This window comes from Streptomyces novaecaesareae (assembly GCF_000716875.1).
GTDB lineage: Bacteria > Actinomycetota > Actinomycetes > Streptomycetales > Streptomycetaceae > Kitasatospora > Kitasatospora novaecaesareae.
Genome location: NZ_JNWQ01000036.1, coordinates 20186 through 47030, shown reverse-complemented (window position 1 = coordinate 47030; position 26845 = coordinate 20186). Strand labels below are relative to the sequence as shown.

Sequence of the window (26845 nt, the reverse complement as noted above, 5' to 3'; positions counted from 1 at the left end):
CGGGTAAGTGAGCAGCGAACCGCTCGGCCAGTACGGCGCCCAGTACGCCCAGCCGTACGTGCACCAGCGCCGCACCTACCTGATCGGCAAGGCCCGCCCGAACGCGCCGATCGGCCGGAACCGGGAGTCCGGCGAGATCATGCTGATCATCTTCGGGGCGTTCCTCGGCATGCTCTGGGGCCTGTTGATGCCGATCCTGGCGCTGCGGATCGGCGGTCTGGTCGGTCTGCCGGCGCTCGCCATCGCGGCGGTGTACGTGCCGTACCGCAAGCGGACGTTCTACAAGTGGGTGGAGATCAACCGCACCTACCGCCGGACGATCCGCAGCGGGCGGGCGGTGTGGCGCTCGGACGTGATGGACGCCGGGACCCGGCTGGACGGCCGGGAGGTGGAGGTCGGCCCGCCGCCCGGGGTGGGGCGGTTGCGCTGGCTGACCGCGCCGTTCGGGCCGGACGAGGTCGGGGTGCTGATGCACCTGGAGCGGCGGACGGTGACGGCCGCGATCGAGATCGAGGGCCCGGGTGTCGGGCTGCGCGACTCGGAGGACCAGGAGGCGCTGGTCGACCGCTTCGGGACGCTGCTGAAGCACGTCGCCAACGGGGACGGCTTCGTGACCCGGCTGCAGATCCTGGCCCGCACCCTGCCGGCCGACCCCGACGCGCACGCCAAGGACGTGGAGCGCCGCGGCGATCCGGCCTCGCCGCGCTGGCTGCAGGACTCGTACGACCAGTTGCAGTCGATGGTGTCGACCTCCTCCGAGCAGCACCGGGCGTACCTGGTGGCGTGCATGCACTACACCCGTGACCTGGCCGCCGAGGCGCACGCGATGGGTCGTACGGCGACCGGCCGGCGGGCGCGGGACGACGAGGGGCTGGCGGCCGTGATGGCGCGCGAGCTGACCGACATCTGCGCCCGGCTGGCGGAGGCGGACATCCGGGTGCGCCAGCCGCTGGGCCAGGCCCGGCTCTCCTCGCTGCTGCACTCGATGTACGACCCGGACCACCCGATCGACCACATCCAGGCGATGTCCCGCCGCAACGCCTGGCCGGCCGAGCTGGACGCGACGCACCCGCAGTACCTGGAGGCGAAGACGCGGGAGTCGGCGACCCGGGAGCCGTGGTGCCACGCCACCGCGTGGATCAAGGAGTGGCCGCTCACCCCGGTGGGCGTCAACTTCCTGGCGCCGTTGCTGGTGCACACCCCGGACGTGATCCGGACGGTCGCGGTGACGATGGACCTGGAGCCCACCGACGTCGCGATCGAGCGGATGCTGACCGAGAAGACCAACGACGAGGCGGAGGCCAGCCGCGCCGCCAAGATGAACCGCACGGTCGACCCGCGCGACCTGGCCCACACCGGCCGGGTGGACCAGCGCGGTGACGACCTGGCCTCCGGCGCGGCCGGGGTGAACCTGGTCGGCTACATCACGGTCTCCTCGCGCAACCCCGACGCGCTGGCCCGCGACAAGCGGACCATCCGGGCCTCGGCCGGCAAGAGCTACCTCAAGCTGGAGTGGTGCGACCGCGAGCACCACCGGGCCTTCGTCAACACCCTTCCGTTCGCCACCGGCATCCGCCGCTGAGCACGCCCGCGCCCCCTCGCCGTACCCGTCCGTCCACCGCTGACCCGTCAGGAGGCCTCCCATGGCGCTCGGCAACCTCACCGAGGCCTTCACCAGCCTGATGTTCGGCAAGGTGGAGACCACCCGCCTGCCCGTGCGCACCTCCACCGGCCAGGCGCAGGCGGTCTACCTGCCCACCGCCGCGCCGGGGCTGGGCGACTCGGGCGTGATCATCGGCCGGGAGGTGTACAGCGGCAAGGGGTACGTGTACGACCCCTTCCAGCTGTACGGGCAGCAGCTGCCGGCCCCGCACTGGCTGGTGCTCGGCGAGTCCGGAAACGGCAAGTCGGCGCTGGAGAAGACGTACGTGCTGCGGCAGTTGAGGTTCCGCGACCGTCAGGTCGTGGTGCTCGACGCGCAGGGCGAGGACGGTGTCGGCGAGTGGAACCTGATCGCCGACGCGTTGGGCATAAAGCCGGTCCGGCTGGACCCGATGGCGGCCCGGGACGGCGGCGTGAAGCTCAACCCGCTGGACCCGGCGATCACCACGACCGGGCAGCTGTCGCTGCTGCGCACCATCATCGAGGTGGCGATGGGGCGCGGCCTGGAGGAGCGGGCCGGCTTCGCGCTGAAGGCCGCGCACGCCCACGTGGTGGCCTCGGTGAAGGACCGTCAGCCGGTGCTGAACGACATCATCGACACCCTGCGCAGCCCCGAGCTGTCCTCGGTGGAGTCGCTGGGCGTGGCGGTGGACGAGGTGCAGTCCTGGGGCCTGGACGTGGCGCTGGTGCTGGACCGGCTGGTCGACGGCGACCTGCGGGGCATGTTCGACGGGTCGACCACCGACGGCATCGACCTGGACGCACCGCTGATCGTCTTCGACCTCTCGCACATCGACCGCAACTCGATCGCGATGCCGATCCTGATGGCGATCGTCGGGGTGTGGCTGGAGCACACCTGGATCCGGCCGGACCGGAGGAAGCGCATCTTCCTGGTCGAGGAGGCCTGGCACATCATCAACAGCCCGTTCGTGGCGCAGCTGTTCCAGCGGCTGTTGAAGTTCGGCCGTCGGCTCGGGCTCTCCTTCGTCGCGGTGGTGCACCACCTGTCGGACGTGGTGGACGGTGCGGCGGCGAGGGAGGCGTCGGCGATCCTGAAGATGGCCTCCACCCGGACGATCTACATGCAGAAGGCCGAGGAGGCGCGGGCCACCGGCCGGGTGCTGGGTCTGCCGCGCTGGGCGGTGGAGATCATTCCGACCCTGTCGCCGGGCATCGCGGTCTGGGACGTCAACGGCAACGTCCAGGTGGTCAAGCACATCATCACCGAGGCGGAGCGGCCGCTGGTGTACACCGACCGTGCGATGACCGAGGATGCGGTGGCCGAACGGGTGCGGGCGGAGCGGCAGTTGGCGGCCGAGCCGGGGGTCTGAGGGAGGGGTCTGCGCAGTCTGCGCACCCCGCGGACCGCGATGGTTCGTCAGGAGGTAATCCTCTCGTTACGTTCGACGTCCTGACAGCTACGCGCGTTGACTCTAGGCTTCACAGGCGCAACACATGCCGTACGCCGATGCTGTCCGCAGCCGGTGCTCCTCCGAGGTGCAGGGGACCCCTCATGCTCACCGTCAGATCCCGACGGACGGCGCTCGCCGTCGTCGCCGCCGCAGGTCTGCTCGGCACGGTGGCCGTGCCGACGGCCGCCCAGGCCGCCGACGCCAAGCGTCACAAGACCGTCAACCTCCAGCTGCTGGCGATCAACGACTTCCACGGCAACCTGGAGCCCCCGGCCGGCTCGTCCGGCACGGTCAAGGAGATCGACCCGGCCACCGGCAAGGAGGTGTCCACCCCGGCCGGCGGCATCGAGTACCTGGCCACCGAGCTGCGCAAGGCCCGGATCCCGGCCGACGACTCGATCACCGTCGCGGCCGGTGACATCGTCGGTGCCAGCCCGCTGACCTCGGCGCTGTTCCACGACGAGCCGACCATCGAGGCGATGGACAAGCTCGGCCTGGACGTCACCTCCGTGGGCAACCACGAGTTCGACGAGGGTGCGCAGGAGCTGCTGCGGATGCAGGAGGGCGGCTGCCACCCGACCGACGGCTGCTACGAGCCCGGCCGCACCTTCAAGGGCGCCAACTTCAACTACCTGTCGGCGAACGTCACCGACGAGAAGACCGGCAGGACGCTGCTGCCGCCGTACTGGGTGACCAAGTCCCAGGGCGTGAAGATCGGCTTCATCGGCGTCACCCTGGAGGGCACGCCCAACATCGTGACCGCCGAGGGCGTCAAGGGCCTGAAGTTCGCCAACGAGGTCACCACGATCAACAAGTACGCCGCCGAGCTCAAGGCCAAGGGCGTCAACTCGATCGTCGCGCTGATCCACGAGGGCGGCTACCCGGCCAGCAGCGTCTACAACTACGACTGCGGCGCGGCCGGCCAGGGCATCTCCGGCCCGATCGTCGACATCGCGAAGAAGATCGACCCGGCGGTCGGCGCCATCGTCACCGGCCACACCCACAACGCGTACGCCTGCAGCATCCCCGACCCCAACGGCGTCCCGCGCTCGGTGACCAGTGCCGCCTCCTTCGGCCGGCTCTTCACCGAGATCGACATGAAGCTCGACAAGACCACCGGCGAGATCGTCCGCCCGTCGGTCAAGGCCGAGAACCACGTGGTGCGCCGTACGGTCGAGAAGGCGCCCGACATGACGGCGCTGGTCGACCACTACCAGAAGCTGGCCGCCCCGATCGCCAACCGTCCGATCGGCTACGTCGGTGCGGACATCAACGGCCGTGGCAGCAGCGACCTGGAGAAGCCGCTCGGTGACGTGATCGCCGACGCGCAGCTGGCGGGGCTGGCCCCGGCCGACAAGGGCGGGGCGCAGGTCGCCTTCATGAACCCGGGTGGCATCCGCTCCGACCTGGTCTACAAGGCCTCGGGCAGCGAGGGCGACGGGGTGGTGACCTACGGCGAGGCGTTCACCGTCCAGCCGTTCACCAACATGATGCAGGTCAAGACGCTGACCGGCGCCCAGCTGGTGCAGCTGCTCCAGCAGCAGGTGAGCGGCCCCAACGGCGCTGCGCCGAAGGTCCTGCAGGTGTCGTCGAACCTGCACTACACCCTGGACATGCGCAAGACCGGCGCGGATCGGGTGCTGGTGGACTCGATCCGGCTGAACGGCGCGCCGCTCGACCCGGCCGCCAAGTACCGCGTCGCGGCCAACGAGTTCCTGGCCGGCGGCGGCGACGGCTTCCCGGCCTTCGCGGCCGGCACCGACAAGCTCGTCGGCGCCTCCGACCTGGACGTCTTCACCGCCTACCTGGGCGCCCACAGCTCGGCGGGCGCGCCGCTGCAGGCCCCGGCGCAGGACCGGATCAAGGTCATCGGCCCGGGCACCGACATCGACTGACCGTGAGTCGGCCGGGGCCCGTGGGCCCCGGTGGGGACGGGCGGGGCGCTGTCGGGGCGCCCCGCCCGTCCCTTTTCGCTATTCGGGTGCGGGCCCGCCGGGCAGCCGGACGGTGGCCAGCGCGCCGGGGCCGCCGTCCGCGGCCGGGCCGAGCGTGACCTCCCCGCCCGCGTCCCGGACGCTCTGCGCGACGATCGACAGCCCGAGGCCGGAGCCGGGCAGCTGCCGCGAGGACGGCGAGCGCCAGAACCGGTCGAAGACGTACTGCAGTTCGTCCGGCGGGATGCCGGGGCCGTGGTCGCGGACGGTCAGCACGCCCTGCCGCAGCCGGATGTCGACGGTGCCGCCGGGCGGGCTGTACTTGACCGCGTTGTCCAGCAGGTTGATCACCGCCCGCTCCAGCCCGGCCGCGTCGCCGTGCACGTACCAGGGCTCCGTGCTCGTCTCGAAGACCAGCCCCGGGCCGCGCAGCTTCGCCCGCTCGACGGCCCGCCCGGCGATCTCGTGCAGGGCGACGACGGCGAGGTTCGGCCCGGCCTTGGGGGAGTCCGGGCGGGAGAGCTGGAGCAGGTCGCCGATCAGGACGGTGAGCTCCTGCATCTGCGCCTTCATGTTGCCGAGCAGCTTGGTCTTGGTGGCGGCGGGCAGCGGGCGGCCGGTGTCGTTGCTGCGGATCAGCAGGTCGACGTTGGTGCGCAGCGAGGTGAGCGGCGTGCGGAGTTCGTGGCCGGCGTCGGCGATCAGCCGGGTCTGCCGCTCGCGCGAGTTGGCGAGGGCGGTGCTCATGGAGTTGAACGAGGTGGAGAGGCGGGCGATCTCGTCGTCCCCGTGGACGGGGATGGTGGTGCCGACCTCCTCGGTGCGGGCGATGTGCTCGACGGCGTCGGTGAGTCGGTCGACCGGCTTGAGGGCGGAGCGGGCGACCAGGCGGCCGGCGACGGCGGCGAGGAGGATGCCGCCGACGGAGACGGAGCCGAGGAGGATGGCGAGGCCCTGGAGGGACTCCTCGACGGGCTTGATCGGCGCGGCGACCATGACCAGGACCGGCGGGTAGCCGGGAATGACGTTCGGGTACCAGGCCAGGCGGACCATGGCGGGCGAGCCGTCCGTGTACTGCCCGTCGCGGACGGCCGACTGGCCCTTCTTGAGGGCGAAGACCTTGGCGTCGCTCGGCTGGATGACGATGGCCCGCTTCGCGCCGGGCGGCAGGCAGACCTGGGACAGGTCGGAGGAGACGTTCTGGGTGTCCCGCAGCGGCGGGCTGCCCAGGTCCGTCGGCGGGCGGCTGCTGCGGGGGGTGGCCAGGGACTTGGCGAGCGCTTCCTGCGGGGTGTCGCCGCAGGGGAAGTTGCCGTTCCTCGGCAGCGGCTCCGGTTCGGCACTGAGCAGGTCGGTCCGGACCTGGTTGTAGAGCTGCTTCTCCACGATGAACCAGCACGCCAGGGCCGACAGGGCGATCGCCACCGCCACCGCCGCCGCGCTCAGGAAGGTGAGGCGGCTGCGCAGGGAGCGGGAGCGGAACCAGTGGACGAGGTGCTGCCAGCGGCCCGGCGTGCGGGGCGGGGCCAGCGGAGGGGCCGGCGGAAGGGACGGGACGTTGCTCACGCGCCGGCGCCGGCGGCCGGGCGCAGGGCGTAGCCGACGCCGCGTACGGTCTGGATCAGGCGGGGCATGCCGCCCTGCTCGGTCTTGCGGCGCAGGTACATCACGTACACGTCCAGGGAGTTGGAGGAGGGCTCGAAGTCGAAGCCCCAGACCGCCTTGAGGATCTGTTCGCGGGTGAGGACCTGGCGGGGGTGGGAGAGGAACATCTCCAGCAGCATGAACTCGGTGCGGGTGAGTTCGATCGGCTTGCCGGCCCGGGTGACCTCGCGGGTGGCGGTGTTCATCCGCAGGTCGGCGAAGGCGAGCACCTCGCTCTCGTCCTCGGCGGCGGCGCGGGCGGCGGCCTCGGTGGCGAGGGCGTTGCGGCGCAGCAGGGCGCGGACGCGGGCGAGCAGTTCGTCGAGCTCGAAGGGCTTGGCGAGGTAGTCGTCGGCGCCGACGTCGAGGCCGGTGACGCGGTCGCCGACGGCGTCGCGGGCGGTGAGCATCAGCACCGGGACGGTGTCGCCGCGCGAGCGCATCCGGCGGACGGCGGTGAGGCCGTCCATCCGGGGCATCATGATGTCCAGCAGGACGAGGTCGGGCCGGTCGCGTTCGACGGACTCCAGTGCTTCGTAGCCGTCGGTGGCGGTGGCGACCTCGTAGCCCTCGAAGGCGAGGCTGCTCTCCAGGGCGTCCCGGAGGGCGGGTTCGTCGTCGACCACGAGGAGCCGGGCGGAGGGGTGGCCGGGCTCGGCGGGGGTGCGGTCGTCGGCGGACGGGGTCATGGGCGGGTGCCCTTTCTCGTCGGGTGGAGGGCCTGCTGGGAGCAATTGTCCGTCGTGCGGGTGGTGGCCCGAGCGGTTTCGGCCTGCGGGTTCCGGCCTACAGGTTCTGGCCGGCTTCGAGCTTCGGCAGGACCTGCTTGATGTCGTTCATCGGGATGGCGAAGCCGAGGCCGACGCTGCCGGCGGTGCCGCCGCCGGCGGTGGAGCTGGTGCCGTTCGGGGCGTACATGGCCGAGTTGATGCCGATGACCTGGCCGTTGGCGTTGATCAGCGGGCCGCCGGAGTTGCCGGGGTTGAGGGCGGCGTCGGTCTGGAAGGCCTTGTAGGTGGTGCTGCTGCCGCTGTTCGACTGGGGCGTGTTGCCGCGCGTGCCGGGCAGGGTGGGGAAGCCGAAGCCGCCGTTGCCGCTGGTGGTGCCCTGGTCGAGCTGGACGGTGACGTCGCGGTTCTCGGCGCTGATGATGCCGGAGGTGACGGTGCCGGTGAGTCCGTCGGGGTTGCCGATGGCGACGACCGGGTCGCCGACGGCCACGGTGGAGGAGTCGCCGAGGACGGCGGGGGTGAGGTTCCGGGCGCCGGTCGCGGTGATCACGGCGACGTCGAGGGACTTGTCGGTGCCGGTGACGGTGGCCTGGGCGGTGGAGCCGTCCTTGAAGGTGACGGTGATCCGGCCGCCCTGGGCCGCGGTGTCGATCACGTGGTAGTTGGTGAGGATCCGGCCGTCCTTGTCCAGGACGACGCCGGTTCCGGTGGCGGTGCCGTTGCCGTTCTTGACGGTGATCTGGACGACGCTGGGCGAGACGGCGGCGGCGATGGCCGGCACGTTGGCGCTGCCGTCGCTGCGGGCGGAGACCGGGCTGGCGACGGTGCCGACCCGGGTGTCGCCGGACTGCCGGTCGGCGGCGACCACCCCGCCGGTGACCCCGCCGATGACGGCGGCGATCGCGGCGACGGCGGTCACCAGGGCGAGCCGGCCGCGCAGCAGGCCGCGCCGGGCCCGGCCGCCGTGGCCGCCGGGGCCCTCGGGGGCGCCGGGGCCGATGAGGGTGGGCGGCTCGGGCGGCATGGGCGGGGGAGGGGGCGGTCCGTCGAAGCCGCCGGCGGAGTGGTCCTCACGGTAGGCGTACCCCGCCGGGCCGGTGGTGGCGTCGGTGCCGCTGCCGAGCACGGTGCCCTCGATCACGCGGGGCCGGGGCTCGTACGGGCCGTAGTGCTCGCCGGGGTACTGCTGCTGCTGTTCGCTCATGCCGACCAAGCTCCGCCCGGTGGATGAGGAGCGGATGAGAACCGGCTCAGAAGGGGGAGAGAAGCCCGTTGGGTTCTCATAAAGCCTGGTCAGACGGCATGCGGAGCGGAGGCGGGGATTCCGGATCGGCCCCGCTTCCGACTCCGGGTGCTACGCGGCCCCGGATCGGCCGGGCGCGGCCCCGTCGCAGCCGCAGGAGCGGCGGATGACCAGGCGGGACGGGAACTTGCGGACCCGCTCGGTGTCCGAGCCGGGCACCATCAGGGAGTCGTCCAGCACCAGGTCCACGGCGGCCCGGGCCATCGCGTCGCGGTCGGAGGCGACGGTGGTCAGCGGCGGGTCGGCGAGCGCGGCCTCCGGCACGTCGTCGAAGCCGGCCACCGCGAGGTCCTCGGGGACCCGCAGGCCGACCTCGCGGGCGGCCCGCAGCACGCCGATGGCCTGGTCGTCGGTGGAGCAGAAGATCGCCCGCGGCCGGTCCGGCGAGCGCAGCACGCCCAGCGCGACCTCGTACGCGCCGTAGCGGTGGAAGGGCGCGTCGATCAGGTGCGGCTCGGTGGGGACGCCGTGCGCGTCCATGGCGCGCTGCCAGCCCTCGACGTGGTCGATCACCGGGTCGCCGGGGGCGGGGGACTCGACCGGGCCGCCGAAGCAGGCCACGTACGGGTGCCCGTGCACCTCCAGCAGGTGGCGTACGACGGCCTCGGCGCCGCCCACGTCGTCGGTGACCACCGCGACGTCGTCGATCGCCTCGGGGCGGCGGTGCAGCAGCACCACCTTGGCGCCCTCCATCGCGGCGAACTCCTCGGCGGCACGCTGCGAGGGGCCCTGGCTGACCAGGATCAGGCCGGAGACGCGCATCCCGAGGAAGGCGCGGACGTAGTGCACCTCGCGGTCGTCCACGTAGTCGGAGTTGCCGATCAGCACGAGCTTGCCGCGCTCGGAGGCGGCCCGTTCGACGGCGTGCGCCATCTCGGCGAAGAAGGGCTGGCGGGCGTCCGGGACGACCATGCCGATCAGGTTGGTCCGGCGGGAGGCCATCGCCTGGGCGACGCTGTTCGGCCGGTAGCCGAGCTGCTCGATCGCCGCGAGGACCTTCTCCTTGGTGGCGGGCGCGACCGGGCGCGGCCCGTTGTTGATGACGTAGCTGACGACCGCGGTCGAGGTACCAGCCAGTCGGGCTACATCGTCGCGCGTCACTTTGGCCACGAGTGGAGTCTACGCGTGTGGCCTTCGGGGCGGCAGTGGGACCTGGGGCCGCCACCGGGTGTATGGCGGGCGGACGCGGGATGAACCGGACAAGCCGGGCGGGGGGCGGCTCGCCCGGCCCGCCCGGCTCGACGGTCAGGCTTCCAGCGGGCTGGTGGGGCGCTGGGCGAGCTCCGGGCGCTCGCCCTTGTCGGGCTTCTCCGGGACAACGAAGCGGTAGCCGACGTTGCGCACGGTGCCGATCAGCTGTTCGTTCTCCACGCCGAGCTTGGCGCGCAGCCGCCGGACGTGCACGTCCACCGTCCGGGTGCCGCCGAAGTAGTCGTAGCCCCAGACCTCCTGCAGCAGCTGCGCCCGGGTGAAGACCCGGCCGGGGTGCTGGGCGAGGTACTTGAGCAGCTCGAACTCCTTGAAGGTGAGGTCGAGTGTGCGGCCCTTGAGCTTCGCGGAGTAGGTGGCCTCGTCGACGGAGAGGTCGCCGTTGCGGATCTCCATCGGGCTGTCGTCGGTGACGACCTGGAGGCGGCCGAGCGCGAGCCGCAGCCGGGCCTCGACCTCGGCCGGGCCGGCGGTGTCCAGCAGGACGTCGTCGATGCCCCACTCGGCGGTGACGGCGGCCAGGCCGCCCTCGGTGACCACCAGGATCAGCGGGCAGCCGATGCCGGTGGAGCGCAGCAGCTGGCAGAGGCTGCGGATCTGCGGCAGGTCACGTCGGCCGTCGACCAGGATGACGTCGGCGCTGGGGGTGTCCACCAGGGCCGAGCCCTCGGCGGGGGCCACCCTGACGTTGTGCAGCAGCAGGCCGAGAGCGGGCAGTACCTCGGCCGACGGTTGCAGGGCGTTGGTGAGGAGGAGGAGAGAACTCATACCCGGTGGTCCCCTTTCCGGGTCGTCGCGGTCGCGTTACGGCTGCCGCCACAGCCGGATGGCGCACGTGCTGAGGGTGGGGAGAGGAGGACGGGCGCCTGGGGCGTACCGAGGGAGCGGGCGGCGCGCAGGGCGCGACGGCGGACCGGCCTGGGGTCCCGCAACCCCCGGCGCACCGTTTCTGCCCTGTTCATCACCGTGAACCTCCGGTCTGGCCCGGTGCCGGGTGGCGGCCCGGTGCCGGTGGCGACGCCCCGGCCGGCCGGGGCACGTCGTTGTGCCGCGTCGGACGGGGCGGTTCCCGCGGTACGCCGGGGGTGGGCCGACGAATCGCACGAACGTCCGTACTGGCGTCCTGAAAGCACAAAAGGACCCGGGGGCGACTCTGCCCGGATCCCTCTTGGTGGTCGAGGATAGCCGACCTCCTCCCGCACCGGGAGTGCCGGAATCCGGTGGTTCCGTCTCCCCCAGCCGAAAACGGCTGGGAGGTGCCCCCACCGGGCGTGCGCCGGGTGAGTCTGGACACAGCTTCGAGCGCCGCCGCGCACCGGCCGGGCCGGGGCGATTGCCGGTCGTGGCGGCGGACACGCCATCATGGGACGCACGTCGGCGGCGTTGCGCGGGTCCATCGTTCGGGTGGTCGGGCGGCCGTCGGTGGCGAGCCGGACCGGGGCACCGGGGCCGGGCGAGGACGACGAGAAGGGGTGGCCCCATGGGTGCGACCACCGAGCCCGCGAGCGGCGCCCGGGTGCGCGGGACGATCCGCTACTGGGCGGCGGCGAAGTCCGAGGCCGGGCTGGCCGAGGAGCCGTACGAGGCGGCGACCCTGGCGGAGGCGCTGACGGCGGCCAGGGAGCGGCACGCCGACCGGCCGAAGCTCGTCCAGTTGCTCGGGCACTGCTCGTACCTGGTCGACGGCGCCCAGGTGGGCGGCCGCGACCACGCGGCCGTCGCCCTGACCGAGGGCGGGACGGTCGAGGTCCTCCCGCCGTTCGCGGGAGGCTGAGCGGCGTGACGGACATCGACAACCCGAACCACGGCGGCGGCTACGGCGAGTGGCCGCAGCAGCAGGCGCAGCAGCCGCAGCAGCCCTGGCAGCCCCAGCAGGCGCAGGCGCCGCAGCAGCACCCGCAGCACGCGCAGTACCCGCCGCAGCAGGCGGGGCACCAGCCGGGGCACCAGCAGCCGTACGGCTACCCGGTGGACGACGCGGCGGCGACCACGGTGATGCCGCCGGTGCCGGCCTTCGACGACGGCCCCGCCACGACGCTGCTGCCGCCGGTGCCCGCGTTCGACGACGGCCCCGCGACCACGCTGCTGCCGCCGGTGGTGGTCTCCGGTGCCATGCCGGTCGCGCCGCCCGCCGGGCCGCCCGCCGGGCCGCCCCCCGGGGCGCCGCGGCACCCCGGGCAGGCTCCGATGCAGCACCGGCACCGGGCCCCGCAGCAGGCTCAGCCTTCGCAGCCGCAGCCGCAGCCGCAGCCGCCGTCGCGGGCCCGGCACGCGGCCCCGGCGCCGCAGCCCGCCGTCGCGCAGCAGTCGGCGGAGGCCTTCGACCCGCCGACCATGACGCTCAAGCGCCCGGCCGCTCCCGGCCCGGCGGGCGTTCCCGCCGTGCCGCCGTTCGGGGCCGTTCCGGCGCAGCCCGTACCGCAGCACGTACCGCAGTCGGCACCGTCGGCCGGCCCGCGCGGCCGCACCGGTTCGCCGATCATCGACCCGGGCCTGCAGCCGGCCCTGATCACCGCCGGTGCGGCCGCGCTGCTGGCCGCCGGTGCCGCGCTCGGGCAGGTGGCGCTGGCCTTGGTGGTGGCGCTGCTGCAGCTGCTGACGGCGGCCGGGTGGTTCCGGCTGAACGGCATGTGGCCGGCCCGGCAGGGCATCCTGCTGGCCGCGCTGTCCGGCTTCACGGCGGACGCGGCGGTGCTGCTGGCGGACTCCGACGGCGGTGTGGCGGCCGTCGTGGGGACCCTGGGCGGGTTCTTCCTGCTGGTCCTGGTGCTGCAGACGTTCCGTCCTTCGGATCCGAAGGAGCGGTTCTACGCGCTGACCGTGCTGGGTTCGGCCACCGTGGTGACGGCGTTGTGCACCACGCTGCTGCTGGCGGAGTGGGTGCCGGCCGGGGTGGGCGCGGTCGCGCTGGCCACCGTGCTGGCCGCGGCGCCGCTGCCCGGGCCGAAGCAGCTGGGACCGGTTCTGGGCCTGGTCGCGGCCGTGGGGCTGGGCCTGCTGCTCGGCGCTCCGCTCGCGCTCGGTGCGCTCGCCGGTCTGGGCGCGCTGGTCGGCCGAAGGGTCGCGGCGTACGACTTCCCGTCCCGGTTCGTGCACATGACGGCGGGCGTGGCGCTGCCGCTCGCGGTGGCCGCGCCGCTGATCTGGATCGCCACCGACCTGCTGGCCTGACCTCCGCCCCGCCGGGCACACCCCTCCCGCCGACGTCCCGCCCCGGAACCATGCTCCGGGGCGGGACGTCGTACGGTCGTGCGGGAGCGGCCGGGTCCGATGGCCGCCACGGGACAGCGAACGACCACAGCGAACAGCGAACGACCACAGCGAACGACACAGCGACCGACTACGGCGACCGGCGACGACGGGGGACACGATGCGCGGATGGCTGAAGGCCACGATCAGCCTGGCGGTGCTCTGCGGCCTCCTGGTGGGCGCGGACCGGATCGCGGTCGGCGTGGCCGAGGACGAGGCCGCCGACCGGATCGTGAAGAGCGGCCGGATGAGCCAGCGGCCGGACGTCTCGATCGAGGGCTTCCCGTTCCTCACCCAGGTGCTGTCGATGAAGCTGGACGACGTCCGGATCTCCGCCGACGGCCTGACCGTCGGTGACGGCAGCCACCAGGTGGCGCTGCACTCGTTCAAGGCCAAGCTCTCCGGCGTCGCGGTGAGCGACAGCATGAGCAGCGCCACGGTGGACAGCGGCACCGGCAGCGGGGTGATCTCCTACCCGGACCTCGCGCAGCTGCTGCCGCCGGCCTCCCAGTTGCTGCACGGGGCCAAGCTGCCGGTGGGCAGCGGCACCCGGCTGAACCTGTCGTACGGCGGGCCGGGCAAGGTCAAGGCCTCGCTGGGGCCGATCGCGATCGGTGAGGGCAGCGTGCACAACGACGGGAACACCGTCACCGTGGACGGCTTCCGGCTGAGCTCGCTGGCCGGGATGGTCGCCGGGATCACCAACCAGCAGATCGAGCCGATGAGCTTCACCCTCGACGCGCTGCCGGCCGGGCTGAAGCTGGCCGCCAAGGACGGCGACAAGGACGGCGTGACGCCGCTGCCGGAGGGCCTCCAGCTGACCTTCGACGGCAAGGGCGTCAAGCTCCTGGGCTGAGCCCTGCGCCGTGACGGGCCTGCCGAATCGTTCCGCTCCGCGAGACGCGCTGTTCCAGCGCCGACCGCGGAGCGGTGTCGTTTCCGCCCGTGCCGTACCGCCGGAGGGCCACCCCGCCGGGCCCGGTGGGTCGACTTCAGGCCAAATCCCGCGATGCGGTCGATTTGGTCTCATTATTCGATACGCTGATGACAGTGGGCCGCCGGTGTCCCTAGCATCGTCGGCATGAAGCGACAGACGGACCTCACGAAGCGGCGGGCGGTAGACCTGTGCCGCGTGGCCGCCTGTCTGTGTCGAATGCGCTGACTCGGCGTTCCGGCGGGGTAGTTGACACCCGTAGCCGATCTCTCCGGTGACCGTTCCCGGCTGTAATCGCGGGTTGGCGCCGACGTACTCCGCAGTTCCCTGCCCGGCCGCACCGGTCCACCCGCTCTGTCCCGCCATTCGGACAGGGATTCGGACCGCACCCGCCCGGCACCCCTGCAGCACCTCCTGAGCAGCACCTTCCGCAAACCGCCCTCGGATGGAGAACATCACCATGAGCCGCAGCGACGTCCTGGTCGACGCCGACTGGGTCCAGGCCCACCTGGACGACCCGAAGGTCGTCATCGTCGAGGTCGACGAGGACACCACCGCGTACGAGAAGAACCACATCCGCAACGCCGTCCGGATCGACTGGAAGCAGGACCTCCAGGACCCGGTCCGCCGTGACTTCATCGACCAGGCGGGCTTCGAGGCGCTGCTCAGCGCCAAGGGCATCGCCAACGACGACACCGTCGTCCTGTACGGCGGCAACAACAACTGGTTCGCCTCGTACGCCTACTGGTACTTCAAGCTGTACGGCCACGGTGACGTCCGCCTGCTGGACGGTGGCCGCAAGAAGTGGGAGCTGGACTCCCGCGACCTGGTCGCCGAGGTGCCGGCCCGCCCCGCCACCGAGTACAAGGCGCAGGCCGCCGACTCGTCGATCCGCGCCTTCCGCGACGACGTGATCGCCGCCATCGGCAACCTCAACCTGGTCGACGTCCGCTCGCCCGACGAGTTCTCCGGCAAGCTGCTCGCCCCGGCCCACCTCCCGCAGGAGCAGTCGCAGCGCCCCGGCCACGTGCCGAGCGCCCGCAACATCCCGTGGGCCAAGAACGCCAACGACGACGGCACCTTCAAGAGCGACGACGAGCTCAAGGCGCTCTACGAGGCCGAGGGCATCGACCTGGCGAAGGACACCATCGCCTACTGCCGCATCGGCGAGCGCTCCGCGCTCACCTGGTTCGTGCTGCACGAGCTGCTCGGCCAGGAGAACGTCAAGAACTACGACGGTTCGTGGACCGAGTACGGCAGCCTGGTCGGCGTGCCGATCGAGCTCGGCAGCAACTGAGCCTCCGGCTCGACCCGTAAGTCAGAAGGGAAGTACGGACATGTGCGGTGCGAAGGCCGGCGGGCCGGACCTGGCAGGAGTTGACGTGGCGAACGAGACGATCATCCAGGGTTCGGTGACCCGCGACGGCGAGCCGGTCAACGGCTACGTCCGGCTGTTGGACGAGGGCGGCGAGTTCACGGCCGAGGTGCCCACCTCGGCGACCGGCCAGTTCCGGTTCTTCGCCCGCCCGGGCAAGTGGACCCTGCGCGCGCTGGTGCCGGGCCAGACCGTGGACCGCCAGGTGGTGGCCTCCCAGGGCACCGCCGTCGAGGTCGCGATCGCGGTCTGACCGGCGCGGTGACATCCACGCGGTGAGATCCACGCGGTGACAGCCGCGCGGTGACGTGCCGAGGGCCCCTGCCGAGCAGGGGCCCTCGGCCGTACCGTGGAGGGGTGCAGGCAAGACGGCGGCGTCGCTACTACTTCGCCATGATGGGCGTGTGCCTGGGCCTGTTCGTCCTGGCCTGGGGTGTGGTGCGGTTCTTCTCGGTCGGCGCGGCGATCGGCATGTGCGTGGTCGCGATGGTCATCCCGCCGGCCGCGGCGGTGTTCGCCAACAAGCGGGACCCGGACGACGACTGGTGGAACGACCCGCGCTGGGACGACCCGAAGTGGGACGAGCCCGGCCACGACCGGGACCGCCCCGACCACGAGGAGCACTCGTAGGGATTCAGTACACGAGCGCCTGGACGCCGTCCGCCATGATCTCGCTGACGAAGACCTGGGCGCCCGCGATCCGGACTCCCTCGACGGTGTCCTTCTGCTCGATCCCGCGCCGGGCCGCGCACTGGGTGCACAGCGTCACCGAGCCGGCCGCCAGGATCGACTCCAGCAGGTCCGGCAGCGGTGCCGCGTGCGGCAGTTCGAACTCCGCCGCCCGGCCCGGCAGCGCGAACCAGGAGGACTCCCCGGTCAGCCAGAGCGAGACCTCGATCCCGCTGGCGACGGCCACGGCCGCCACCGTGAACGCCTGCGAGCACCGCTCCGGCGCGTCCGCCCCTGCGGTGACCTTGATGACCAGTTTCTTCGACATGGCGCCACCTTAGGGCTCCCGCAGCCCCCGCCGTCCGTCATCCCGGGAACCCGTGGGCAAAGCTTGAACGGCGCGCCGGCACCGGCGCGAACGGCGACGTGGTGGGGCTCACCGCGACCGGCCGCAGCCCGGCGGATAGAGTGAGCCGAGCAAAATCCACCACACTGTCGCCGCCTGGGAGCCCCCCGTGTCCGGTCTGGAAATCTTCTTCGACGGTCTGCTGGCCCTCATGGCCGTGCTGATCACCTGGTTCGCCATCTTCTCGGTGATGAAGCTGTACCAGGGCCAGCGCTGAGCCTGCCGTACGGTTGAGGCATCCCGCACCGACGACGACAGCGACCAGGAACATGATCGAGATCCCCTCTGACCTCCACAAGGACGTCGTCCCGCTCGCCTTCCTCCTCGGCACCTGGGAGGGCGCGGGCGTCTATGACTTCCCCGGCACGGAGAAGTGCAACTTCGGCCAGGAGATCGTGATCCGCCACGACGGCCGTCCCTTCCTGGAGTTCCGCTCCCGCACCTGGGTGCTGGACAACGAGGGCGAGAAGGTCCGCCCGCTGGAGAACGAGCACGCGTTCTGGCGGATCACGAGCAACCACGACGGCACCAGCGGCCCCCGGGGGATCGAGATCTCCTCCGTCCGCGACGACGGCACGGTCGAGATCTGGTACGGCGAGCTGGCCGACGGCAAGCCCCAGGTCGACGTCTCCACCGACGCGGTGGCCCGGATCGAGGGCTCGCCGGAGTACTCGGGCGGCAAGCGGCTGTACGGCTTCGTCAACGGCGAGCTGCTCTGGGTCGGCGAGAAGGCCGCCCCGAACGTGCCGCTGCGCCCGTACATGTCCGCGCAGCTGAAGAAGGTCCTCAGTCCGGCCCAGCTGATCAAGGACATCAACGACCTGCCGGACGACGGCATCGCGTTCTTCAAGTAACCGGCTTCTTCAACCAACCGGTTTCTTCGAGTAACCGGCTCGGCAAGAGCAACCAGCACAGTTCGTGCAGAGGTAGGGACCGGCCCCCGGCCGGTCCCTACACTTGCCTCAGGACCCCCGACTTGGCAGGGACAGCACCGTGGCGGACACCGGCACCACCGACTGGCAACTCTCCGGCGACTGGAAGACCGACCTGCGGGAGCGCGGCTACCGCCTCACCCCGCAGCGGCAGCTGGTGCTGGAGGCCGTCGACGTCCTCGACCACGCCACCCCCGACGAGATCCTCTGCCACGTCCGGCAGACCGCCAGCGGCGTCAACATCTCCACCGTCTACCGCACCCTGGAGCTGCTGGAGGAGCTGGGCCTGGTCTCGCACGCCCACCTCGGCCACGGCGCCCCGACCTCCCACCTGGCCGGCCGCCACCACCACCTGCACCTGGTCTGCCGGGACTGCGAGAAGGTCACCGAGACGGGCACCGAGATCGCCCAGCCGCTGATCGACAGCCTGCGCGCACAGCACGGCTTCGACACCGACCTCAAGCATTTCGCCATCTTCGGCCGCTGCGCCGACTGCACCGCCAAGCTCGCCGGGGGCCGGTCGTAAGCTGGCCGGTATGACCGGTGTGAAGAGTCCGCTGCTTGCCCTGCCCGGAGCCGTCCCCGCCGAGGGCGCCGACGAGGGCGTCGCCGCCCACTACGGCGACATCTTCCGCGAGCAACGCCACCTCTCGCAGGGCACCGGCTTCGTCGACCAGTCGCACCGCGGGGTGGTCACCGTCACCGGCGCGGACCGCCTCTCCTGGCTGCACCTGCTGCTCACCCAGCACGTCAGCGAACTCCCGCCGCAGCAGGCCGTCGAGGCGCTGGTGCTCTCCCCGAACGGGCACGTCGAGCACGCGCTCTACCTGGTGGACGACGGCACCACCACCTGGGCGCACGTCGAGCCGGGCACCCAGGGCGCGCTGGTGGCCTACCTGGAGAGCATGAAGTTCTTCTACCGGGTGGAGGTCGCCGACGCGACCGCCGACTACGCCGTGGTGCACCTGCCGGCCGGCTCCACCGCCCCCCTCGACGGTGCCGCCGCCGTCCGCGAACTCCCGTACGGGCGCGACCTCTTCGTGCCGCGCGGCGACCTGGAGAAGCTCACCGCCGGGTACGGCCCGGCGGCCGGGATCTGGGCCTACGAGGCGCTGCGGATCGAGGGCCACCGGCCCCGGCTCGGCTTCGAGACCGACCACCGGACCATCCCGCACGAGGTGGACTGGCTGCGCACCGCCGTCCACCTGCAGAAGGGCTGCTACCGCGGCCAGGAGACCGTCGCCCGGGTGCACAACCTGGGCCGCCCGCCGCGTCGGCTGGTCTTCCTGCACCTGGACGGCACCGAGGAGACGCTGCCCCCGCACGGCACCGAGGTGCGGTCGGCCGCCGACCCGGACGGGCGGGCGCTGGGCTTCGTGACCTCCTCGGCCCGGCACCACGAGCTGGGGCCGATCGCGCTGGCGATCGTCAAGCGGAACGTCCCGGTGGACGCGGTGCTGCTGGCCGGGACGGTGCCGGGCACCCAGGAAGTGATCGTCCCGCAGTAGTGGTGCCTGCGGGTTCTACACCTCGACGAGGACGGTGAACGGGCCGTCGTTCACCAGCGCCACCTGCATGTCGGCGCCGAACCGGCCCGTCTCCACCTTGGCGCCCAGCGCGCGCAGCTGGGCGACCACCTCGTCCACCAGCGGCTCGGCGACCGGGCCGGGGGCGGCGGCGTTCCAGGTGGGCCGGCGGCCCTTGCGGGCGTCGCCGTAGAGCGTGAACTGGCTGATCACCAGCAGCGGGGCGCCGAGGTCCGAGCAGCTCTGCTCGACGCCCTCGCTGCGACTCCCCCGCTCGCCTCCGGCCGCTTCGGACCCGACGCCGACGTTCGTCGCTCCGGTACTCCCTCCTGCGTCGGTCGCTTGTCGCTCCTCGCTCTCGGCGTCGGCGCGGCCTTCGGCTCGGGGGGAAGGCTCGGCCAGCAGCCGCAGCGTCCAGAGCTTGCGGGCCAGTTGGGCGGCCTTGGCGGGGGTGTCGTCGTGGGTGACGCCGACCAGGACGCAGAGTCCGGGCCCCTCGATCGCGCCGACGGTCTCACCGGCCACGGTCACCCGGGCCTCGGTCACTCGCTGCACCACTGCTCGCATGCCGTCATTGTGCCGGAGCGCCGTACGGCCGCCGGAGGGGGCCCGGGCCGGGCGCGGGAGGGGCCCGGGAGGCGGCGGTCGACGGCGCCGCGTCCCCCACATGCGTCACAGGGGTCGTCCTCGGGCGCACGCGCAGGGCGCGCGTGATGGTGGTGCACGCCGTGGTGCACGCGCCTGCGCAGGTTCGGGCGCCACTCTTCCTGCGGAAAGCACTGGTCATATCAGCCACCCCCGTTCGCCAGGGGGCCGTTCGGGTGCACGGGCAGTGCGCGCGCGCCGGGTGGGGTGGCACGCTGGTGGACCGTACGAAGGGTCCGGGGCGCCATGAGGTCCGCCGCGCCGGGCCCGGGGTTCGGCCGGGCGGTCGAGCCGGTGGGTCAAGGCGTTCTGGCGGTGTCGCCCCGGCGGGTGGTCGCGGCCGGGAGCGGGAACCTCCGGGGGCCTCCCGCGCGTGCCGACGGACGGGACACCGAGCCCGTCGGGGGACGGGTCGGACCGGCGGCAGGGACGGGGTGCCGTGAGCGGGCGGGATCGGACGACGGCAGGTGGTTGGGTGATGGACGCGAGCAGCGCGGCGCGGGACCGGTCCGGGCAGGTGGCGCGGGCCCCCGGGGGCCCGGGAGGGGCGGCGGCGGGCGCGGAGGACGAGCCCGATCTGGAGCGGCTGGGCCTGGACCAGCTGCGGGTGCTGCGCCGGGAGACCCTGGAGCTGGAGGCAGACCTGTCGTACCTGCGGCGGCTGCTGCACGGGCGGATGGACATCCTGCGCGCCGAACTCGACCGGCGGCCCGGCGCGGGCCCGGTCCGTACGGCCGGTGCGCCCGGCCCCGAACCGGACCCCGGCGACCTGCTGGACCGGCTGCCGGCCATCCTGACCGACGTGCCCTCCACCGTGCGGCGCTCGGCCCGGCACGTCACCCTCGGCCCGCCGCGCACCCAGGAGTCCCAGCTGGAGGCGGACACGCTGATGGGTGACGTCCAGCTCGCCGATCTGGCCGCGCACCCGGCCGAGGAGCTGCTGGCCGCCCTGGAGCGGCTGCGGGCGCACGAGCGGGAGGTGTCCGGACGGCGCCAGCGGCTGCTGCGCACGGCCGACGGTTGCAATGCCGAGATCACCCGCAGGTACCGTGATGGGGAAGCACGGGTCGACGACCTGCTCGCAGGGGGGACGCTCTGACCGGGTGAGTCGCTGCGGGCGGGTGGGGCCCGGCTCACTCCCCGGCCCACCCTCGCCCCGGAAGGCTCACGCCCCATGTCCCAGCTCGCCACCGCGCCCGTTCTCGCCGAGGTCATACGCTCCGGCTTCGTCGAGGGCCGCCACCACGGGTCCCTGGTGCTGCTCGCCGCCGACGGCTCGGTCGAGTTCGCGCTCGGCGACCCGGATGCGCCGGTCTTCCCGCGGTCGACCGCCAAGCCGTTCCAGGCGGTGGCCACGCTGCGGGCCGGGCTGGCGATCGAGGGCGAGCTGCTGGCGCTGGCGGCCTCCAGCCACTCTGCAGAATCGTTTCACCTCACCGGTGTGCGGACCATCCTCGGCTCCGCCGGACTCGACGAGTCGGCCCTGCGCACCCCGGCCGACCTGCCGCTGGACGAGACCGAGGCGGAGCTGCTGCTCTCCGCCGGCGGCCGCCGCGCCCCGATCCTGATGGACTGCTCCGGCAAGCACGCCGGCTGGCTGGCCGCCTGCGTGGCCAACGGCTGGGACACCGCCGGCTACCTCGACCCGGCCCACCCGATCCAGGCTCTGGCCCGGGAGGCCCTGGAGGAGGGCACCGGCGAGACCCCCGGGCACGTCGGCGTGGACGGCTGCGGCGCGCCGCTGCTGGCCGTCACGCTGACCGGCCTGGCCCGCGGCTACCGCAGCCTGGTCCTGGCCGGCGAGGGCACCGCGCCGCGCCGGGTCGCCGACGCGATGCGCGCCCACCCCGAGTACGTGGCCGGCACCCGCCGGGCCGACACCTGGCTGATGCGGGCGCTCCCCGGCGCGCTGTCCAAGATGGGGGCCGAGGCCGTCCAGGTGGTGGCGCTGCCGGACGGGCGGGCGCTCGCCTTCAAGATCGACGATGGCGGCGAGCGGGCGCGCGGCCCGGTGCTGGCCGCCGCGCTGCGCCGGCTCGGGGTGACCGGGGCGGACGAGACCGTCGAGCGGATCGGCGCGGCCCCGCTGCTCGGCGGCGGCGCGCCGGTCGGACAGGTGCGGGCGGCCTTCTAGGGGCTTCGCAGGGCCTGCTCGGACTCCCGGTGGGAGCCCGTCGGGGTGCGGGCGGCGCGCGGCCGGTGCACGGTGGACCGGGGGCCGTCGCACAGCTGAGGGAGTCCGCCATGACCGACCATGTGTACCGGGTGACCGAGATCGTCGGATCCTCGACCGAGAGCGTCGACGCCGCGATCAGCAACGGGGTGGAGCGGGCCGCCCGGACGCTGCGCAACCTCGACTGGTTCGAGGTGTCGCAGGTCCGGGGCCATCTGGAGGACGGCCGGGTCAAGCACTACCAGGTCTGCATCAAGGTCGGCTTCCGGCTGGAGGACTGACCCGGCCCGCAGGCCCGAGCCGGTTCAGCCGCGTTCCGGCAGCACCAGCGGCCTCCGCCGTGGCGGCGCGCAGGCCTGAGGCGGCCTCATGGGTCGGCCCCGGCGAGCAACCGCTCGCCGGGGCCGATGTCGTGCCGCTACCGCCGACGGTGCCGCTGCCGCCGCCGCGCAGGTGCGGCTACGCGCTCAGCGGGTAGCGCGCGTCCAGGTCGCGGAAGACCGCCCCGTTGAGTACGAAGGCCCGCTTGCACTCCTCGACCACCCGGCGCCGCTCGACCTCGTCCATCGCCGCCCCGGCCGCGTCCAGCTTGGCCCGGTACTCGCGCTTGAAGGCGGCCGGGTTGTCGACCTCCTCGAAGACGTAGAAGCGCACGCCGTCGCCCTTGCGCTCGAAGCCCCAGGTCTTCTCGGCCACGCCGCGGATGATCTGACCGCCCGACAGGTCGCCCAGGTAGCGGGTGTAGTGGTGCGCGATGTACCCGGCCGGCCACTCCTCGGCCAGCTCCTCGACCCGCGCGACGTACGCGGCGGTGGCGGGCAGCGGCGCCAGCCGGTTGCGCCAGTCGGGCCCGCGCAGGTGCGCCAGGTCGCGCTCGATGGCGGCGGTGCGCAGCAGCGTCCGGTCGACGAAGGGGCCGGCCAGCGGGTGCTCGGCGAGCTGCTCGATCCGGCTCTCCAGGGCCCGGTAGACGAACCAGAGTTGGCCGGTGAGGTCGGCGTAGGCCTCGACGCCGAGCCGTCCGTTCAGCAGGTGGCTCATGAACGAGGAGTGCTCGGCGGCCTCGTGCTCCTCGCTGCTGGCGGTGCGGAGCACGGTGGAGAACGGGACGGGCTCGGGCGTGGGCATGCGGCCTCCTGGGATCGGAATCAGCCCGGCGGTTTTGGTTAGCCTAACCTGAGTTCTTCTTTTGCCGACAGGCTGTCGGTAAACCGTCCCACAGCTTGCCCGCGATCCGCTCCACGAACCGGAGACACCGGAGATACCGGAGATACGGCGAAGGCCGGGGCCCGCGGACGAATCCGCGAACCCCGGCCCCAGGCTGTCCCGACCTACCTCGAACTACCCTGATCGAACGAGATCGGAACGACGGCTCAGTGGCCGCCCTGCTCCGCCAGGCGCTTGATCGAAGCGGTGACCTCGGCCTCGGCCTCGGCGCGGCCGACCCAGTTGGCGCCCTCGACGGACTTGCCCGGCTCCAGGTCCTTGTAGACCTCGAAGAAGTGCTGGATCTCCAGGCGGTCGAACTCCGACACGTGGTGGATGTCGCGCAGGTGCTCCCACCGCGGGTCGGTCGCCGGGACGCAGAGCAGCTTGTCGTCGCCGCCGGCCTCGTCGGTCATGTGGAACATGCCGATCGCACGGCACTTGATGAGGCAGCCCGGGAAGGTCGGCTCGTCCAGGATGACCAGGGCGTCCAGCGGGTCGCCGTCCTCGCCGAGCGTGCCCTCGACGTAGCCGTAGTCGGCCGGGTAGCGGGTCGAGGTGAAGAGCATCCGGTCGAGCCGCAGACGGCCGGTCTCGTGGTCGACCTCGTACTTGTTACGAGAGCCCTTCGGGATTTCGATAAGGACGTCGAACTCCAACGGTTCCTCCAAGGTAGGGACTGACAGAATCCAAGTGTCTCCTACGGGAGTGAGTGCTCGGGAAAGGGGCCGGTCGGTGGGAGCAGGGGGAGGCACGCCGCGCCGGCGCAGGGGGACGGCGGCGGGCTTGTTCGGGGCGGCGCTGCTCGTCGCGGGTACGGTCCTGACCTCGGGCGGAGCGTACGCGCAGCCCTCCCCGCCCCCGGGCGGGCACAGCACCGGGCCCGGCGAGGGCGAGGACCACGACGGCCAGGGCGACCGCGACGGCGGGAAGGGCGACCACGGCAAGGGCGGCGCCAAGCCCCCGGCCGGCACGAGCCCGAGCGCCACCGCCGGCACCGCCACCCGCCGCGCCGCGCCGCCCGCCGGATCCGCCGCCTCCTCCGCGCCCGCCACCGGCGGCGACCCGTCCGCCGTACGCCCGGCCCCCGCGCCGGCCGTCGTGCTGGCCGCGGCGGGCCCGGAGGCCGCCGTCCCCACCGCGCAGGGCCTCCAGCAGGCGCTCGCCGCCGTCCTCGCCGACCGGAACCTCGGCGAGGTCACCGTCGCCGTCGCGGACACCGCGGACGGCCGACTCCTCTACGGCTCCGGCGAGAACACCCCGGCCACCCCCGCCTCCACCACCAAGCTGGCCACCGCCATCGCGGCCCTGTCCCTCATCCCCGGCGACACCCGGTTGAGCACCAGGGTGGTCCGCGGCGCGGAGCCGGGCACGATCACCCTGGTCGGCGGCGGCGACCCGACGCTCACCGCACTGCCCGCCGACCAGGTGCAGATCGGCGGGCAGCCCGTCGACGCCGACACCGCCCCCGCCTCGCTGGAGGAGCTCGCCCAGCAGACCACCGCCGCGCTCTCCGCGGCCGGCACCACCACGGTCAGGCTGGACTACGACCTGTCCTTGTACTCGGGCAGCCCGCAGCACATGAACCACGACGCGCAGAACATCGCGCTGGTCGTCCCGCTGATGGTGGACGAGGCCAAGGCGGACCCGAGGAGCCGGGAGGACGCGCCGGCCCGCGTCGCCGACCCGGCCGGCGGGGCGGCGGAGGCCTTCGCCGCCCTGCTCAAGGCCCGGGGCGTCACCGTGGAGGGCAGGGCCAAGCCCGCCGCCGCCCCGGCCGCGGCCGGAGCGCCCGTCCTCGGCCGGGTCGAGTCGCCCACGATCGACCGGCTGGTCGAGCGCCTGCTGACCACCTCCGACAACCAGCTCGCCGAGGCGATCGCCCGTCAGGCCGCCCTCGCCGCCCACCAGCCGGCCGGCTTCGAGGGGGCGGCCGCCGCCGTCACCCAGGAGCTCACCAGGCTGGGTGTGCCGATGGCCGACGTGGTCCTCAACGACGGCAGCGGCCTGAACCCGCGCAACGCGATCCCGCCCGCCGTCCTGGTCCGGCTGCTCTCCCTGGCCGCCTCCGAGCAGCACCCGGCCCTGCGCCCGGTGCTCACCGGCCTGCCCGTCGCCGGCTTCACCGGCACCCTCGGCAAGCGGTACGGCTCCGGGTCGGGCGCCGCCGACGCGGCCGGGCTGATCCGCGCCAAGACCGGCACCCTCAGCGGCGTCAACACCCTCGCCGGCACCGTCGTCGATGCCGACGGCCGCCTCCTCGCCTTCGCCGTCATGACCCGCACCCCCGTCACGGCCTCCGTCGACACCACCCGCGCCGCGATGGACCGCATCGCCGCCCGCCTCACCGCCTGCGGCTGCCACTGACCCGCCGCACCGCCCCCGGCCCCGGGCGGAGCTGTTCGCGGCAGGTGGCTGCCGTAGGCGGTGGGGAGCACGTACGGTGAGGGCATGACGAGCGCGAGTGGCGGTGCTGACATGGTCGACTGGAACCTCGCGGTCGCGACTGCGACCAGGCTGGTTCGGCCGGGGCCCGAGGTGAGCCGGGCGGAGGCGGCGGCGGTGGTCGCCGAGCTGCGCCGACACGCCCTGGAGGCGGAGGAGCACGTACGGGCGTTCACCGGCATGCGGTCGTCGAGCCTGGCCCAGGCCGCGGCGACGCCGGTGCTGGTGGTGGACCGCCCCGGGTGGGTGCGGGCGAACGTGGCGGGCTTCCGCACGGTGGTCCAGCCGCTGGTGGAGAAGCTCCAGGCGCGGCGGGCGAACAGCGCGACGGCCGGGATGCTCGGCACCGTGGGGGAGAAGGCCACCGGCATCGAGGTCGGGGCGCTGCTGGCGTTCCTGTCGACCAAGGTGCTGGGCCAGTACGAGACCTTCGCCCCGGCGGAGCCCCCGCTGGAGGCTCCGGACAGCCCGGCGGCACTGTTCGACAAGCCGCGGCTGGGGCCGGAGGGCCCGGGGCCGGGCCGGCTGCTGCTGGTGGCGCCCAACATCGTGCACGTCGAGCGGGAGCTGGACGTCGACCCGTCCGACTTCCGGCTCTGGGTCTGCCTGCACGAGGAGACGCACCGGACGCAGTTCACCGCCGTGCCGTGGCTGCGCGACCACATCCAGTCCGAGGTGCAGTCCTTCCTCGCCGAGACGGACGTCGACCCGGGCGCCCTGCTGGACCGCCTGCGGGACGCGGCGGGTTCGCTCGGCGGCCTGCCGGGCGTCGGCGGCCGGGAGAGCGCCTCCTCGTCGAACCTCCTGGAGATCGTCCAGTCGCCGGCGCAGCGCGAGATCCTCGGCCGGCTGACGGCCGTGATGTCGCTGCTGGAGGGCCATGCGGACGTGGTGATGGACGGTGTGGGCCCGGCCGTCGTGCCGACGGTCGCGGAGATCCGGGAGAAGTTCCAGCAGCGCCGGGACCGCGGTGCGAACCGGCTCGACCTGCTGCTGCGCCGACTGCTGGGCATGGACGCCAAGCTGCGCCAGTACCAGGACGGCGCGGTGTTCGTGCGCGGGGTGGTGGAGCAGGTCGGCATGGAGGGGTTCAACCGGGTGTGGACCTCCCCGAACACCCTGCCGACCAAGGAGGAGATCCACGACCCGGCCGCCTGGGTGGCCCGGGTGGCCCGCTGACGGCCCGGCCGTGACGCAGGCGCGCCGCCAGCCGGGCGGCAAGCGGCGCGCGTCGGTCAAACCCGCTCGTACGAGTGGTCCAATCGGGCAGACGACGGGTGAAGAAGCGTTTCTTCATTCACCCGAACGTGGGACGGTGGTCGTACCGGTGGCGCGGGTGGCGTAGCGGGTCGCTCCTTTCTGCCACCATCTGTGAGCGCCCGGTAACGCC

At 72.9% G+C, this 26845-nt stretch carries 27 protein-coding genes; 18 read left to right on the top strand and 9 right to left on the bottom strand.

All coding sequences use genetic code 11. The annotated features are described in order from the left end of the window. Positions 1–7: 7 nt before the first annotated feature. The 3 genes from OP86_RS16200 to OP86_RS16190 all read left to right on the top strand — a co-directional run bounded on the left by OP86_RS16200 (position 8) and on the right by OP86_RS16190 (position 4969). On the top strand, positions 8–1582 hold the full coding sequence (locus OP86_RS16200) for an SCO6880 family protein (RefSeq protein WP_051830145.1): 1575 nt from the start codon (positions 8–10) through the stop codon (positions 1580–1582). A 61-nt stretch (positions 1583–1643) separates the two neighbouring features. Next, on the top strand, positions 1644–2993 hold the full coding sequence (locus OP86_RS16195) for an ATP-binding protein (RefSeq protein ID WP_030059617.1): 1350 nt from the start codon (positions 1644–1646) through the stop codon (positions 2991–2993). Positions 2994–3175: 182 nt separating this feature from the next. Then, the gene (locus tag OP86_RS16190) at positions 3176–4969 is read left to right on the top strand and encodes a bifunctional metallophosphatase/5'-nucleotidase (protein WP_030059616.1); all 1794 of its coding nucleotides are present in this window, start codon (positions 3176–3178) and stop codon (positions 4967–4969) included. A 78-nt stretch (positions 4970–5047) separates the two neighbouring features. Here OP86_RS16190 and OP86_RS16185 read toward each other — a convergent pair whose 3' ends face one another. From OP86_RS16185 to OP86_RS16165, 5 genes are all read right to left on the bottom strand, one after another. Then, positions 5048–6574, bottom strand: coding sequence for a HAMP domain-containing sensor histidine kinase (locus OP86_RS16185; protein ID WP_324604099.1), 1527 nt, complete (start codon positions 6572–6574; stop codon positions 5048–5050). Continuing rightward, entirely contained in the window at positions 6571–7341 is a 771-nt protein-coding gene (locus tag OP86_RS16180; protein WP_030059614.1) for a response regulator transcription factor, read from the bottom strand. The genes OP86_RS16185 and OP86_RS16180 overlap by 4 nt, the downstream gene beginning before the upstream one ends. 97 nt (positions 7342–7438) lie before the next feature. Beyond that, positions 7439–8587 carry a S1C family serine protease gene (locus OP86_RS16175; RefSeq protein ID WP_078589203.1) on the bottom strand — a complete coding sequence of 383 codons (1149 nt, stop codon included), beginning with the start codon at positions 8585–8587 and terminating at the stop codon, positions 7439–7441. Between the two features lie 150 nt (positions 8588–8737). Beyond that, positions 8738–9796, bottom strand: coding sequence for a LacI family DNA-binding transcriptional regulator (locus tag OP86_RS16170; RefSeq protein WP_030059612.1), 1059 nt, complete (start codon positions 9794–9796; stop codon positions 8738–8740). 135 nt (positions 9797–9931) lie between these two features. Continuing rightward, on the bottom strand, positions 9932–10663 hold the full coding sequence (locus tag OP86_RS16165) for a response regulator transcription factor (protein ID WP_030059611.1): 732 nt from the start codon (positions 10661–10663) through the stop codon (positions 9932–9934). A 712-nt stretch (positions 10664–11375) separates the two neighbouring features. Here OP86_RS16165 and OP86_RS16160 point away from each other — a divergent pair. From OP86_RS16160 to OP86_RS16135, 7 genes are all read left to right on the top strand, one after another. Continuing rightward, positions 11376–11669, top strand: coding sequence for a MoaD/ThiS family protein (locus OP86_RS16160; protein WP_051830144.1), 294 nt, complete (start codon positions 11376–11378; stop codon positions 11667–11669). Between the two features lie 5 nt (positions 11670–11674). Then, complete coding sequence (locus tag OP86_RS16155; RefSeq protein ID WP_030259531.1) at positions 11675–13066, top strand: hypothetical protein; 1392 nt, start codon at positions 11675–11677, stop codon at positions 13064–13066. 199 nt (positions 13067–13265) lie between these two features. Further along, complete coding sequence (locus OP86_RS16150) at positions 13266–14000, top strand: LmeA family phospholipid-binding protein (protein ID WP_051830143.1); 735 nt, start codon at positions 13266–13268, stop codon at positions 13998–14000. A gap of 225 nt (positions 14001–14225) precedes the next feature. Beyond that, entirely contained in the window at positions 14226–14306 is an 81-nt protein-coding gene (locus OP86_RS39175; RefSeq protein WP_350517234.1) for an Ms5788A family Cys-rich leader peptide, read from the top strand. 232 nt (positions 14307–14538) lie between these two features. Continuing rightward, complete coding sequence (locus OP86_RS16145; protein ID WP_030059606.1) at positions 14539–15375, top strand: sulfurtransferase; 837 nt, start codon at positions 14539–14541, stop codon at positions 15373–15375. Between the two features lie 40 nt (positions 15376–15415). Then, on the top strand, positions 15416–15706 hold the full coding sequence (locus OP86_RS16140) for a DUF1416 domain-containing protein (protein ID WP_030059605.1): 291 nt from the start codon (positions 15416–15418) through the stop codon (positions 15704–15706). 104 nt (positions 15707–15810) lie between these two features. Continuing rightward, complete coding sequence (locus tag OP86_RS16135; protein ID WP_078589201.1) at positions 15811–16083, top strand: DUF3099 domain-containing protein; 273 nt, start codon at positions 15811–15813, stop codon at positions 16081–16083. Between the two features lie 4 nt (positions 16084–16087). Here OP86_RS16135 and OP86_RS16130 read toward each other — a convergent pair whose 3' ends face one another. Further along, positions 16088–16450: a DsrE family protein gene (locus OP86_RS16130; RefSeq protein ID WP_030059603.1), complete on the bottom strand. Its 363-nt coding sequence runs from the start codon at positions 16448–16450 to the stop codon at positions 16088–16090. Positions 16451–16797: 347 nt separating this feature from the next. On the opposite strand from OP86_RS16130, the gene OP86_RS16125 reads away from it, so the two are divergent. The 3 genes from OP86_RS16125 (at position 16798) to ygfZ (ending at position 18968) form a co-directional block, all read left to right on the top strand. Continuing rightward, the gene (locus tag OP86_RS16125; RefSeq protein WP_030059602.1) at positions 16798–17382 is read left to right on the top strand and encodes a heme-binding beta-barrel domain-containing protein; all 585 of its coding nucleotides are present in this window, start codon (positions 16798–16800) and stop codon (positions 17380–17382) included. 139 nt (positions 17383–17521) lie between these two features. Then, positions 17522–17986, top strand: coding sequence for a Fur family transcriptional regulator (locus OP86_RS16120; RefSeq protein WP_030059601.1), 465 nt, complete (start codon positions 17522–17524; stop codon positions 17984–17986). Between the two features lie 19 nt (positions 17987–18005). After that, positions 18006–18968, top strand: coding sequence for a CAF17-like 4Fe-4S cluster assembly/insertion protein YgfZ (gene ygfZ / locus OP86_RS16115; protein ID WP_030059600.1), 963 nt, complete (start codon positions 18006–18008; stop codon positions 18966–18968). Between the two features lie 15 nt (positions 18969–18983). On the opposite strand, the gene OP86_RS34805 is transcribed toward ygfZ, so the two are convergent. Then, on the bottom strand, positions 18984–19553 hold the full coding sequence (locus OP86_RS34805; RefSeq protein WP_037777938.1) for a D-aminoacyl-tRNA deacylase: 570 nt from the start codon (positions 19551–19553) through the stop codon (positions 18984–18986). Between the two features lie 556 nt (positions 19554–20109). On the opposite strand from OP86_RS34805, the gene OP86_RS16100 reads away from it, so the two are divergent. The 3 genes from OP86_RS16100 (at position 20110) to OP86_RS16090 (ending at position 22085) form a co-directional block, all read left to right on the top strand. Further along, positions 20110–20730: an RsiG family protein gene (locus OP86_RS16100; protein ID WP_234435042.1), complete on the top strand. Its 621-nt coding sequence runs from the start codon at positions 20110–20112 to the stop codon at positions 20728–20730. 75 nt (positions 20731–20805) lie between these two features. Next, a complete protein-coding gene (locus OP86_RS16095; protein ID WP_030259522.1) occupies positions 20806–21765 on the top strand; it encodes an asparaginase in 960 nt (319 codons plus the stop codon). 110 nt (positions 21766–21875) lie between these two features. Next, positions 21876–22085: a dodecin gene (locus tag OP86_RS16090; protein WP_030059596.1), complete on the top strand. Its 210-nt coding sequence runs from the start codon at positions 21876–21878 to the stop codon at positions 22083–22085. 178 nt (positions 22086–22263) lie between these two features. Here the strand turns inward: OP86_RS16090 and OP86_RS16085 are convergent, their stop codons facing one another. After that, on the bottom strand, positions 22264–22932 hold the full coding sequence (locus OP86_RS16085; RefSeq protein ID WP_030259519.1) for a biliverdin-producing heme oxygenase: 669 nt from the start codon (positions 22930–22932) through the stop codon (positions 22264–22266). Between the two features lie 245 nt (positions 22933–23177). After that, the gene (locus OP86_RS16080; RefSeq protein ID WP_030059594.1) at positions 23178–23669 is read right to left on the bottom strand and encodes an inorganic diphosphatase; all 492 of its coding nucleotides are present in this window, start codon (positions 23667–23669) and stop codon (positions 23178–23180) included. A gap of 76 nt (positions 23670–23745) precedes the next feature. Here OP86_RS16080 and dacB point away from each other — a divergent pair, with 76 nt between their 5' ends. Next, a complete protein-coding gene (gene dacB / locus OP86_RS16075) occupies positions 23746–25377 on the top strand; it encodes a D-alanyl-D-alanine carboxypeptidase/D-alanyl-D-alanine endopeptidase (RefSeq protein WP_157849748.1) in 1632 nt (543 codons plus the stop codon). Positions 25378–25461: 84 nt separating this feature from the next. Then, complete coding sequence (locus OP86_RS16070) at positions 25462–26634, top strand: zinc-dependent metalloprotease (protein WP_030259513.1); 1173 nt, start codon at positions 25462–25464, stop codon at positions 26632–26634. Positions 26635–26845: the final 211 nt, after the last annotated feature.